At 72.2% G+C, this 12,155-nt stretch carries 11 protein-coding genes; 5 read left to right on the top strand and 6 right to left on the bottom strand.

Annotation, left to right across the window (positions count from 1 at the left end):
- Nucleotides 1–271 precede the first annotated feature (271 nt).
- Both FYC51_RS07565 and FYC51_RS07560 read right to left on the bottom strand, forming a co-directional pair.
- Entirely contained in the window at nucleotides 272–1,132 is an 861-nt protein-coding gene (locus FYC51_RS07565; protein WP_238476257.1) for a carbohydrate kinase family protein, read from the bottom strand.
- 275 nt (nucleotides 1,133–1,407) lie between these two features.
- On the bottom strand, nucleotides 1,408–1,752 hold the full coding sequence (locus FYC51_RS07560; RefSeq protein ID WP_148732986.1) for a cupin domain-containing protein: 345 nt from the start codon (nucleotides 1,750–1,752) through the stop codon (nucleotides 1,408–1,410).
- A gap of 120 nt (nucleotides 1,753–1,872) precedes the next feature.
- Between FYC51_RS07560 and FYC51_RS07555 the strand changes: the two genes are divergently transcribed.
- Entirely contained in the window at nucleotides 1,873–4,380 is a 2,508-nt protein-coding gene (locus FYC51_RS07555) for an HAD-IC family P-type ATPase (RefSeq protein WP_187432658.1), read from the top strand.
- On the opposite strand, the gene FYC51_RS07550 is transcribed toward FYC51_RS07555, so the two are convergent.
- Nucleotides 4,310–4,753, bottom strand: a complete 444-nt coding sequence (locus tag FYC51_RS07550) for a DUF7144 family membrane protein (protein ID WP_148732984.1) — start codon at nucleotides 4,751–4,753, stop codon at nucleotides 4,310–4,312. The two genes, FYC51_RS07555 and FYC51_RS07550, sit on opposite strands and share 71 nt — an antisense overlap.
- An 88-nt stretch (nucleotides 4,754–4,841) precedes the next feature.
- Here FYC51_RS07550 and FYC51_RS07545 point away from each other — a divergent pair, with 88 nt between their 5' ends.
- Complete coding sequence (locus FYC51_RS07545; protein ID WP_148732983.1) at nucleotides 4,842–5,792, top strand: N-acetylglucosamine kinase; 951 nt, start codon at nucleotides 4,842–4,844, stop codon at nucleotides 5,790–5,792.
- Here the strand turns inward: FYC51_RS07545 and FYC51_RS07540 are convergent.
- The 3 genes from FYC51_RS07540 to FYC51_RS07530 form a co-directional block, all read right to left on the bottom strand.
- On the bottom strand, nucleotides 5,789–6,253 hold the full coding sequence (locus FYC51_RS07540) for an SRPBCC family protein (protein ID WP_148732982.1): 465 nt from the start codon (nucleotides 6,251–6,253) through the stop codon (nucleotides 5,789–5,791). The two genes, FYC51_RS07545 and FYC51_RS07540, sit on opposite strands and share 4 nt — an antisense overlap.
- Nucleotides 6,250–6,585: an ArsR/SmtB family transcription factor gene (locus FYC51_RS07535; RefSeq protein ID WP_148732981.1), complete on the bottom strand. Its 336-nt coding sequence runs from the start codon at nucleotides 6,583–6,585 to the stop codon at nucleotides 6,250–6,252. The genes FYC51_RS07540 and FYC51_RS07535 overlap by 4 nt, the downstream gene beginning before the upstream one ends.
- Before the next feature lie 292 nt (nucleotides 6,586–6,877).
- Entirely contained in the window at nucleotides 6,878–8,236 is a 1,359-nt protein-coding gene (locus tag FYC51_RS07530) for a pyridoxal phosphate-dependent decarboxylase family protein (RefSeq protein ID WP_148734184.1), read from the bottom strand.
- A 347-nt stretch (nucleotides 8,237–8,583) separates the two neighbouring features.
- Here FYC51_RS07530 and FYC51_RS07525 point away from each other — a divergent pair, with 347 nt between their 5' ends.
- From FYC51_RS07525 to FYC51_RS07515, 3 genes are all read left to right on the top strand, one after another.
- Nucleotides 8,584–9,462, top strand: coding sequence for a DNA/RNA non-specific endonuclease (locus tag FYC51_RS07525; protein WP_238476256.1), 879 nt, complete (start codon nucleotides 8,584–8,586; stop codon nucleotides 9,460–9,462).
- Between the two features lie 162 nt (nucleotides 9,463–9,624).
- Nucleotides 9,625–10,428 (top strand): DNA/RNA non-specific endonuclease, encoded by an 804-nt coding sequence (locus FYC51_RS07520; protein ID WP_148732980.1) that lies wholly within the window; start codon nucleotides 9,625–9,627, stop codon nucleotides 10,426–10,428.
- A 125-nt stretch (nucleotides 10,429–10,553) separates the two neighbouring features.
- Nucleotides 10,554–12,089 carry an FAD-dependent monooxygenase gene (locus FYC51_RS07515; RefSeq protein ID WP_148732979.1) on the top strand — a complete coding sequence of 512 codons (1,536 nt, stop codon included), beginning with the start codon at nucleotides 10,554–10,556 and terminating at the stop codon, nucleotides 12,087–12,089.
- Nucleotides 12,090–12,155 lie beyond the last annotated feature (66 nt).

Genomic DNA, 12,155 nt, shown 5'->3' with positions numbered 1-12,155 from the left:
CGGAAACGAAGTGCCGAAGTTCCGAAGTTCCGAAGTTCCGAAGTTCCGAAGTTCTGGAACACTCGGTGCCCTAGTGCCCTAGTGCCCTAGTGCCCAAGTGCCCCAAGTGCCCTAGTGCCCAAGTGCCTAAGTGCCCGAGGTTCTCAGGTCGAACGATCGCGAGGACTGTTGGATGCGCTCGGACCGTCGGCCCGAGCGGACGGTGGTGGTCGTCGGCCGCCGGCGGCGGTGAGCCAGCCGAACGGGCCATCGGACCCCTCGGACGAGTGGTTCAGCCGAGCACGGCGTCCAGGCTCGGGTGCAGGTGCCGCGTCGTGAGCACGGATGCCGCGTGCCGGGCGCCCGCCCGCAACGCGTCGGGCACGTCGGCGCCCGCGAGCGTCGCGTCGAGCACGCCCGCCATGAACGCGTCGCCCGCGCCGTTGGTGTCGAGCACCTCGACCGGCTCCGCCAGGACGCGGTGCCGCTGCATCCGCGCGTCGACCGCGACGGCGCCCTCGGCGCCCAGCGTGCAGACCACGAGCGAGGCGCCACCGGCGATGCACCGTTCCATGAAGGGGAGCGGGTCGCCGCCGAGCCCGTCGGCGTTCATGAAGATCGCGTCGGCCGACTCGATGAACGGGCGGTGGAACTCCGCGGTGCCGTCGTAGTCGTGGATGTCGGTCCAGATCGGGCGGCCGGCAGCGCGCGCGGCGGGGATGAGATCGACCGACAGGGGTGCGAGGTCGAGCACGATCGCCGCGGCATCCGACATCGCGGCGATCGCCTCGGGGGAGGGGGGCTCGTCGCGGGGCTGCGGCGTCGCGAGGTAGAGCGAGACGCGGCCGCCGTCGCGCGTCATGAGGTTGAGGTGCCGCTCCGTCGTGACGCCGTCGCCGACGAGCAGGTCGACGCCCGCCGCCGTCAGTGCGTCGCGCACGCGGTCGCCCTCGACGTCGCCGCCGAGGAGGGCGTGCAGCGTGACGAGCCGCCCGAGTGACGCCAGGCTGAGCGCCTTGCCGGCCGACGTGCCGCCGATCGTCTCCCAGTCGCCGAGCGCGAACTGCATGTGCGGCACGGGCTCGGGCAGGCGGTCGAGCTCGACGATGCGGTTCCAGGAGGCGGGGCCGGCGATGAGGACGTGGTCGGTCACCCGTCCATTCTGGTGGCGGGACCCGACGCGCGTGCGCCGTCAGCCGGCGACGCCCGGCACCGACGGGCCCCGGGGAGACTGCTCCTTTCCGCAACGCGCGCACCGAAGGTAGCCCTCGCCCGTCTCGGGTTCATGATCGGCCACCCACTTGTGGATGCCCAGCCGGCACCGCAGGGTCTTCCCGGCCATGATCCCCTCCCGTCTCCGTCGTCAGGGGGAACTGAGGCACAGGGTACTCCGGTGACGGCGCAGCCGCCCGCACCGGCCGGGGCAGACTACTCCAGCCACTCCGTCTCGAACGTCGGGTTCGCGTGGATGTTCGTCGAGACGAACGGGTCGGAGCCCATGACGGCGAACTTGTGCGGCGTGAACGCGGGCACCACGAGCACCTGCCCGCCGACCGCCTCGAGCCGCTCGTCGCCGACCGTGAACAGCGCGCGGCCGTGCCGCACGACGAACGTCTCGGTGTACGGATGCCGGTGCAGCCGCGGTCCCGCGCCCTCCCGGGTCGAGTACACCATGATGAGCGACACCTGCGAGCCGATCGTCTCGCCCTCGATGGACTCGTTCCAGCCCACGTCGTCGGTCGCGGCATCCGCTCGCTCGTGTACGAGCACCATCGGACCACTTCCCCTCGCGTCGAATGCGCCGCCACGATAACGCCGCGGGCCGGATGCCGCCACCGGCGCCGCGCGCGCCGAACCTGTCGCTCGGGCCGCCCGGTGTGGTGGGATGACTGCGTGGGGGCGATCGTCGCGAGTGCAACGGGCCTGAGCTCCGCGGAGGTCGCGGAGCGCGTCGCGCGCGGCGAGACCAACGCGTTCGAGAGCCCCACGAGCCGCAGCGCGTGGAGCATCATCCGCGCCAACGTGTTCACGCTGTTCAACGGCATCGTGCTGGCGTGCTTCATGGTGCTGCTGCTCATCGGCCGTTGGCAGGACGCGCTCTTCGGGTTCAGCGCCATCGCGAACACGATCATCGGGTCGGTGCAGGAGTTCCGCGCCAAGCGCTCGCTCGACAAGCTCGCGCTGCTGCACGCACCGAGCGCGCGGGTGGTGCGCGACGGGGGCGAGGCCGAGATCGCGATCGCCGACGTCGTGCTCGGCGACCTCATCGTGCTGCGCGCCGGCGACCAGGTGCCGGCGGATGCCGCGGTCGCGACCTCCGAGCGCCTGCAGCTCGACGAGTCCATGCTCACGGGCGAGTCCGACGCCGTCGACAAGCAGCCCGGCGAGGCCGTGCTGTCGGGGTCGATCGTGATCGGCGGAGGCGGCACCGCGGTCGTCGACAAGGTCGGCGCCGATTCGTTCGCGAACCGGCTCTCGAGCGAGGCCAAGCAGTTCTCGCTCGTGGCATCCGAGCTGCGCAACTCCATCAACAAGGTGCTGCGCTGGGTCGCGTGGATCATCGGGCCGGTCTTCCTGCTCGTGCTCAACGCGCAGATGATCGTGGCGGGCGGCTGGGTCGAGGCGATCGAGCAGGACGACTGGCAGGATGCCGCGGTCGGCACGATCGCCGCGATCGTCGCGATGGTGCCGCTCGGGCTCGTGCTCATGACGAGCATCGCGTTCGCGGTCGGCGCCGTGAAGCTCGCGAACCGCAAGGTGCTCGTGCAGGAGCTGCCCGCCGTCGAGGGGCTCGCCCGCGTCGACCTGATCTGCCTCGACAAGACCGGCACGCTCACCGAGGGCGACATCGTGTTCGACGCGTCCCATGCGCTCGCCGACGCGCCGCCCGACGGCTGGACCGACGTGCTCGCCTGGTACGGCGCCGAGCCCGAGGCGAACGCCACCGCGCGGTGCCTCGTCGAGCCGTATCCGGTGCAGCGCGTGCTCGACCCGGGCGCCCGCATCGCCTTCTCGTCGGCGCGGAAGTGGAGTGCCGTCGGGTTCCCGGGCCGGGGCACGTGGGTGCTCGGCGGCCCCGAGATGGTGTTCGCGGCATCCGGTGACGACACGAGCACGGATGCCGCGGGGCGCGCGGACCTCCGCACGCGGGCGGCCGACCTCGCCGCGACCGGCCGGCGCACGCTCGTGCTCGCGCACAGCCCCGAGGAGCTCACCGAGGAGCGTGCCGACGCCGAGCGCCTCCCCGGCGCGCTGACGCCCGTGTCCCTGCTCACGTTCCGCGAGTCGGTGCGACCCGACGCGAAGGAGACGCTCGAGTTCTTCGCCGAGCAGGGTGTCGCCGTGCGCATCATCTCGGGCGACAACCCGCAGACCGTCGCCGCCATCGCCCGCGAGGTGGGCGTCGACGCGCCGCAGGGCTTCGACGCGCGCGACCTGCCGGCCGACCTCGACGAGCTCGGCGAGGTGCTCGAACTGCACAAGGTGTTCGGCCGGGTCACCCCGTCGCAGAAGAAGGACATCGTGCTGGCGCTGCAGCAGCGCGGGCACACCGTGGCGATGACGGGCGACGGCGTGAACGACGCGCTCGCCATCAAGGAGGCCGACATCGGCATCGCGATGGAGTCGGGGTCTGCGGCGACGAAGGCGGTCGCCCGGCTCGTGCTGCTCGACGGGCGCTTCTCGCGGCTGCCGGGCGTCGTGGCCGAGGGGCGCCAGGTCATCGCGAACATCGAGCGCGTCTCGATGCTGTTCCTCACGAAGACCGCGTATGCCACGGGGCTCGCGTTGCTCTTCGGCGTCATGCTGCTGCCGTTCCCGTTCCTGCCGCGCCAGCTCTCGGTCGTCGACGGGCTCACGATCGGCATCCCGGCCTTCTTCCTCGCCCTCATGCCGAACACACGTCGCTACATCCCCGGGTTCCTGCGCCGGTCGCTGGGCTTCGCGCTGCCCGCGGGAGCCGTCATCGCGCTCACGCTCGCGCTGTACAGCCAGATGGCGACCGACGCCGGCATTCCCGTGACGGAGCTGCGCACCGGCTCGACGCTGATCCTCGCGATCGTCGGCCTCTGGGTGCTCATCGTGCTCTCGCGGCCGATCGACGGCTGGAAGATCCTCATCATCGGCGCCATGATGGTCGGCCTCGTGCTCGTCTACGCGATCCCGTTCATCAACGACTTCCTGCAGTTCGACGACCCGTCGCTCACGACCACGCTGCTCGTGATCGCATCGTCGGGCATCGCGATCCTCGGCGTCGAGGTCGTGCGGTTCGTGCACCGACGGGCCGTGGCGCGTATGGAGTATGTGCCGGCGCCCGCGCTCGTCGCGGCGATCAAGCAGCAGGAAGCGCTCGCGAACGCCGGAAGAACTCCGCCGACCGCCCCGCCCACAGCGCCAGGATGACGAGCGCCGAGAACAGGCCGCCGATGCCGAGCGACCACCAGCTCGAGGCATCCGTGGGGCTGATCACGACGTCGACGATCGAGAGCACCAGCGAGATCGACATCAGCACGGTGACGAAGATGCGCGCCGAGTTGCGGCCGCGCGTGAGACCCGACGCCATCGCGATCGTGAGCAGGCCGAGCAGGATCATCGCGGCACCCCACAGCGTGACCGAGTAGGCCTCGCCGTCGGCCTGCACGACGTCGTCGTAGCGCAGCAGGATCAGCAGGATCCCGGCGATGATGTCGAGGATGCCCGCGATGTAGGTGAGCACCACGACGACGATGACGCGCGCCGGCGGGCGCGGCCGGTCGATGCCGTCCTCGTCGCGCATGTCGCCCCCTCCCGGCGCCGCCTGCGGTTCGTGACCAGCATACGAGCGACCGCCCGCGCGCCGGCAGCCCCGCCGATAGCATGACGCCATGCTCAGGGGAACGGATGGCGCCGGCGGCGCGCCGGCCGGCGGCTCGCTCGCGATCGACGCGGGCCAGTCGGGCATCAAGGTGCGCCACGCGGATGCCGCGGGTGCGAGCGAGTGGGCCGGACCCGGCATCCGCACCGACCTGCCGCTGCTGCCCCAGCTCGCCCGCGTGATCGAGCAGGCGCTCGAGCAGGATCGCGCCGCCACGACCGTCGGCCTCGGCGTCTCGGGCCTCACCGACGACGTCGCCGACGCGGGCTATCTCCTCGCCGCAGCGTCGGCGTTCGGCGTTCGCAGCGTGCACCTCGCGCACGACTCGATCACCGCGTACCTCGGCGCGCTCGGCGACGAGCGCGGCGCCGTGGTCGCGTCGGGCACCGGCGTGGTGACCCTCGCGGTCGGCGCCTCGGAGGTCGCGCGGGTCGACGGCTGGGGCTACCTCATCGGCGACGCGGGGAGCGGCTACTGGCTCGGCCGCGCCGCGCTCGACGCGGTCATGCGCGCCCACGACGGACGCGGGGCGCCCACCGCACTCACGGCGATCGTCGCCGCAGACTTCCCCGACCTCGAGCGCGCGTACATCGACCTGCAGTCCGATCCCGAGCGGGTCGGGCGCATCGCGGCGTATGCGCGTCCGGTGGCCGATCTCGCCGAGACCGATGCCGTCGCGGGCGCGATCGTCGAGGCCGCGGGGCGCGAGCTCGCGGCATCCGTGGTCGCCGGCCTTCGACGGGTGGGCGAAGCGGATGCCGCAGCCCCGCGCGTGCGCGCCATCGGCGGGGTCTTCGGGGGCACCGCGCTCGCCCGCGCCTTCACGGCGGCGGTGCTGGAGCAGGTGCCGACCGCCGACGTGCGGATCGGCGAGGCCCATCCGCTCGACGGCGCGGCCGCGCTCGCCGGGGTGGCCCCGACGAGCGCCCTGGCCGCGCGCATCGCGACCGCGGGTCGCTAACCCCGAACCAGGAACGCCTCGATGCGGTCGAACGCGCCGACCCACACCATGGTCGAGAAGAAGTCGCGGATCTCGGGCGTCGGGAAGCCGGTCTGCTCGACGGTGACGAGGGTGCCCGCCTCGATCGCCTCGAAGGTGACGACGACGTGCGTGGTCATGGTCTGCCCGCTCGGGTCGCTGCCCGACGACTCGGTGACGAGCCGGTGCGGGCGGTCGATCTCGAGGAACACCTGCTCCTCGCGGAACAGCGTGTCGCGGTTGGGACCCCACACCGCGACCTGCCTGCCGCCGACCCGGAGGTCGACCTCGATCTCGACGATGCCCGGCTCCTCATCGAGGATCGAGTACCAGATCTTCTGCTTCTCGGCGTCGGTGTAGGCGTCGAAGACCTCCTCGGGCGTCGCTGGGAGCTCCCGCGTCATCCGCAGCCCGATGGTCTCGCTCGTGTCGATGTCGCTCATGATTCCGTTCCCTTCCTGAGGGTGAAGTAGACCTGGAGGCCGTCGAGGCGGCGCTCCCAGAGTCGCTGGTAGAAGCTGATCCATGCCATCGCGTCGTCCAACCGCTCGGTGCCGAGCTGGACCTGCCGCACGCGGCCGACCTTCTCGGTGGTGACGAGGCCCGCCGCCTCGAGCACGTCGACGTGCTTGCGGATGCCGGTGAGCGTCATGCCCGCCGGCTCGGCCAGCTCGGTGATCGTCGCCGGGCCGTCGCCGAGGCGCGTCAGGATGTTGCGCCGCGTCTCGTCGGCGAGGGCGGCGAACGCCCGATCGAGTGCCTGTTGCTGAACCATGTGGTTCAGTGTATAACACTGAACCGATAAGTTCAATGTTGAATCGGATGGTGGTGGTCGGCTTGTCGCCGTCGATTCGCGAGTCGAAGGACGGATGCCGCGACACGCCGAGCTGCGGTCGGCGTGTCGCGCGAGGCATCCTTCGACTGGCGGATCCACGCGCGCGGCCGCGCGTCAGGCCGCGCTGGTCAACTCCTCGCTGACCGGTCGGCTACGAGCGCCGGAGCGCGCAGGGGCTCGGGGTGGCGGCTCGGCTGCGCGAACTCGAGTAGCCCGCGGCATCCGCTCGAGCTCAGGCCATCGTGTCGAGGATCGCCACGAGATGCTCGAACGTCGTCGTCGGGTTCACGATCGCGAAGCGGGTGTTCGTGCGACCCGCGTGCGAGCTCGGCGTGACGAACGCGCGCTGCTCGTCGAGCAGGCGCGCCGACCAGCGGTCGTAGTCCGCCTTCGTCCAGCCCTCGCGCTCGAAGACGACGACCGAGAGCTGCGGCTCGCGCACGAGGCGGAAGCCGTCGCGTGAGGCGATCTCGCGGGCGATGTCCTGCGCGAGTTGCAGCGAGTGCGTGATCGCGTCGCGGTAGGCCGCCGCGCCGTGGGTGGCGAGCGAGAACCAGAGCGGCAGTCCGCGGGGCCGGCGCGTGAGGTGGGCGGCGTAGTCCGAGGGGCTCCACTCGCTCGTCTCGGTGAGCGTGTCGAGGTACTCGGCGTGCTGCGTGTGCGCGCGGCGTCCGGTCTCAGGGTCGCGGTAGATGAGCGCGCACGCGTCGAACGGCGCGAACAGCCACTTGTGCGGGTCCACGATGACGGAGTCGGCGCGCTCGACGCCCGCGAACCGGTCGCGCGCGAGCGGCGAGAGCATCGCCGCGAGGCCGTAGGCGCCGTCGACGTGGAGCCAGAAGTCGTGCTCGTCCTTCAGCGCGGCGATCGAGGCGATGTCGTCGACGATGCCGAAGTTCGTCGAGCCCGAGGTGGCCACCACGGCGAACACGGATGCCCCGTGCTCCTCGAGCGCGGCCCGCACGGCGTCGCCGCGCAGCATCCCGTCCTCCCCGGGGGCCACGGGCACGACGTCCACGTCCATGACGCGCGCCGCGGACGCGATCGACGAGTGCGCCTCGGCGCTGCACACGACCTTCCAGCGGCCCGGGGCATCCGTGCCGGCCTCGTGCAGCGTCGCTCGGGCGTGCTCGCGCGCGGCGACGAGCGCCGAGAGGTTGCCGAGTGTGCCGCCCTGCACGAACACGCCCCCGGCGGTGGCGGGCAGGCGGAACTCGTTCGCGAGCCAGGCGAGCACCTCGTTCTCGGCGTAGACGGCGCCCGCGCCCTCGAGCCACGAGCCGCCGTAGAGGGCGCTCGCGGACACGACGAGGTCGAACGCGATCGCGGCCTTCGTGGGCGCGGTCGGGATGAACGAGAGGTACTGCGGATGGTCGGTCGTGATGCAGGCGGGCGCGAGCACGTGCTCGAACAGCGAGAGGGCGCGGCCGGCGCCGATGCCGCGCTCGTCGATCGTGCGGCCGGCGAGCCGCGCGAGGTCCGCTTCGGTGCTCGGCTTGTCGAGCGGGGTGTCGCTCGAGAGCATCCGGCGACGCGAGTAGTCGAGCACGAGGTCCACGAGGCGCGTGGTCTCGCTCGAGACCTCGTGCATGCGGGTCGGGTTCGACGTCAGGGGCTCGGCGTGCACGCGGCATCCTCTCGCTCGGCGCGGGTGTGGGTCGGGGGGCAGCCAGCAGCGTGTCACACGTCGGCGCATCCGCAAAATTCGCGAGCGATCGCTGCGCAATGCGCACGGAAGGGTCATCGAAACCTCGATCGACGCAATGGACCGTGGCACTCGTGGCGATTCCGTGCAGACACCTGTGCGCGGTCCGACGTGCCGTTCCGCCGCGACTCCGTGCGACCCCTGATGCCGGCTCCACACCGGAGGGGTAGACCTGTCCTGAGGAACCCTCAGAGTCGTGGGGCCGGGCGCGGCCCGGAGCACGGAGGCACATCATGGACATCGACGAGCGATCGACGAAGACCCGCGCGGACGTGACCGGCGCACCGGACGTCCCGCCCGACGCCGCGACGGGCGAGGCCGCAGGCTTCGACCCCGGATTCCTGAGCGTGCCGGCGACGATGCCGACGATGCCCGACCCGCAGGCCGCGGCATCCGTCGAGCTCGCCTACGAGCACTTCACGGTGATGCTCGAAACCACGCGTCGCTTCGCGGGCGTGACCGGCGTGAACATCGACGGCACCCGGCTCGTGCAGGTGCCGCGCGACGACCGCTGGGTCTTCGACGACCGGATCCCCGAGGAGCTGCAGGCGGGACCCGAGGTCTACGCCGACAACGACCTCGACCGCGGGCACCTCGTGCGCCGGAACGACCCGGTGTGGGGAGAGCCCGCCGAGGCGGCACGGGCGAACACCGACACGTTCAGGTTCACGAACGCGGCGCCGCAGGCGTCGGGGTTCAACCAGTCGCGGGAGCTCTGGCTCGGCCTCGAGGACCACGTGCTCGAGCACGCCCGCGTCCACGAGCTGAAGCTCAGCGTGTTCACGGGTCCCGTGCTCGCCGACGACGACCCGCCGTACCGGGGCATCCGGATCCCGCTGCGGTTCTGGAAGGTCGAGGCCTGGCACGACGGCACGGGCCTCGCCACCACGGGGTTCGTGGTCGACCAGTCGCCGCTCGTCGACGTCGACAAGCTGCCGCGCGAGCTCGGCGCGGTGCCGCCGCTCGGGCCGTTCCGCACGTTCCAGGTGCGCATCGCCGACATCGTCGCGCTGACTGGGCTCAGCATGCCCGACCTCGTCGCCGCCGAGCACCTGCCGCGCGGGGTCGAGGGCTGGCGCGCCATCGAGTCGCCCGAGGACATCCTCGTCTGAGGGCAGCGACCGACCGTCGGCATCCGCTCGGACCGGGGACCGGGAGGGTGCCGGCGGTTCGAACGCAGTCGGCCCTTCGCGGGTGTGCGTGCGAGCGCGGTTCGCGTGCGCGGTTCGGCGGTTCGCGCGCGACGTGTCGGCGGGTCGTGGTCGAGTGGGCGCATGGGCTTCGACGCGCGCTTCCTGGGGGTGGTCGCGGCGCTGCCGCGGGTCGACGAGGCGGATGCCGCGAGCTCGGTCGAGCTCGACTACGTGCACTTCACCGTGGTGCTCGACACCGTGCGCCGCCTCGCGCGCGTGACGGGCGTCAATGTCGACGGTGCCGAGCTCGTCGAGATCGAGCGCGGCGACCGGTGGCGGTTCGACGATCGCATCCCCGTCGACTGGCAGGCGGGCCCGGCGATCTACGCCGACAACGACCTCGACCGCGGGCACCTCGTGCGGCGGCGCGATCCGGTGTGGGGTCAGCTCGACGTCGCGGCGCGCGCGAACGCCGACACCTTCCGCTACACGAACGCCGCACCGCAGGCGTCGGGCTTCAACCAGTCCGAGCAGCTGTGGCTCGGCCTGGAGGACCACGTGCTCGAGCACGCCAGGGCGCACCGGCTGCGGTTGAGCGTGTTCACGGCGCCGGTGCTCGCGGCGGGCGACCCGCCGTATCGCGGCATCCGGGTGCCCCTGCGGTTCTGGAAGATCGCGGCGTGGAACACCGGCGTCGACGACACCCTCGCGGCGGTCGGCTTCGTCGTCGACCAGGCGCCACTCGTCGACACCGGGGTGCGCGAGCCCGCGCCCGGTGAGGCGCCGCCGCTCGGACCGTTCCGCACGTTCCAGGTTCCGATCGCCGACATCGCCGCGCTGACGCGCCTGTCCATGCCCGAGCTCGTGGCGGCCGACCGCATGCCCGCGACGGTGGCGGCGGCCGGCTGGCGGCAGGTCGAGGCGCTCGACGAGATCCTGCTGTAGGGCCGCGCGCGTCGGCGTCGGCGTCGGCGTCGGCCGTCGGTGCCGGTCCGGTCCATCCCAGCGCATGTGTCGGCCGAGCGCGGCACCCTCTGGTCGCCGTCGCCGGCGGATGCCACAGTGGAGGCATGGCCGGGGGCGAGGAGCTGCGCACCGACGTGCTCGTCGTCGGGGCGGGCCCGAGCGGGCTCATGCTCGCCGTCTGCCTCGCGAAGCAGGGCGTCGACGCGATCATCGTCGACGGCAAGGACGGCCCGACGCGCGAGTCGCGGGCGTTGGCCGTGCAGGCCCGATCGATGGAGCTCTACGAGCAGCTCGGCCTCGTCGACCGGGTGCTCGCCGAGCGGTCGCCCGCGGTCACGGTCGTGCCGGGAGCGGGTCGGCGGGCGTTCGGCCGCGTCGAGCTCCGCGGGATCGGGAAGGGGACGACCCGGTACACCGAGCTCACCGTGTTCGAGCAGAGTCGCAACGAGCGGCTCCTCGTCGACGCGCTCCGCGACCTCGGTCGGGAGGTGCGGTGGGGGCACGCGCTGGCGGGACTCGAGGTGCATGACGGGGACGAGGGCGGCGCGGCATCCGTCACCGCGACGCTCGACGGACCAGACGGGCCGGTCACCGTGCGCGCCAGGTACTGCGTCGGCGCCGACGGGTCGCACTCGCGCGTGCGCGAGGCGCTCGGCATCCCGTTCGAGGGCATCACGAACGTGCACACCTTCTACGTCGCCGACGCGGCGGGCGTGACCGGGCTCGTCGAAGGCGCCGTGAACATCCGGGTCACGGCCGAGCACTTCCTGCTCGCGTTTCCCATGGGGCCCGGGCGGATGCGCCTGCTCGGCGTCGTGCACGACCGCGACCTCGATGCCTCGGGTGAGCTGCGCGAGGCGAACGTGCTGGCGCTCGTGCACCGCGAGTTCGGCGTCGACTACGCCGAGTCCTCATGGTTCGCGACCTATCGCCTGCACCACCGGCTCGCGGCGCGGTTCCGCCAGGGTCCGTGCTTCCTCGCCGGCGATGCGGCGCACATCCACTCGCCCGTCGGCGCGCAGGGCATGAACACGGGGCTGCAGGAGGCGCACGACCTCGCGTGCGCGTTCGCCGACGTGCTCGTGCGCGGCATGCCGGATGCGCGCCTCGATCGCTACGAGGCCGAGCGCCGTCCGGTCGGCCGCACGCTCGTCGCGACGACCGACCGGGCGTTCGCAGTCGTGACGTCCGACGGCCGGATCGCCCGGTTCGTGCGCGGCCGCATCGTGCCCCTCATCGGGCCGATCGTCGTGCGCGTGGTCCCACGCATCGCGGGCGGCTCGCGGGTGTTCGGCTACCTCTCGCAGACCCGCATCCACTACCGGATGTCGTGGCGGCACCCGACCCGTGACCGAATCGTCGGGCGCCGGCTGCCGTGGACCGGCGGCGAGCCCGACAACTTCGCGGTGCTGCGGTCATTCACGTGGCAGGTGCACGTGTACGGCGCGTACGAGCCCGAGGTGCGGGCCATCGCGGCGTCGCTCGGGCTCGAGGCGCACGCGTTCCCGCCCGACCCGTACCGACGGCTCGACCCGTCGCTCGTGTACCTCGTGCGTCCCGACGGGTTCGTCGCCGCCGCGGCATCCGCTCGCGCCGTGCCCGGCGGCCCGCCGGCGTTCCGCGAGCAGCTCGCGGGCTGACGGGCGTCGGGTGGACCCCGCCCACCCTCGAGCCATGCGGACGGCACCCGGCCGCGGTCGGCGTAT

The organism is Agromyces mariniharenae (assembly GCF_008122505.1).
GTDB lineage: Bacteria > Actinomycetota > Actinomycetes > Actinomycetales > Microbacteriaceae > Agromyces > Agromyces mariniharenae.
Note: the sequence above shows the minus strand (reverse complement) of the source record. Positions and strands in the feature narration are given on the sequence as shown.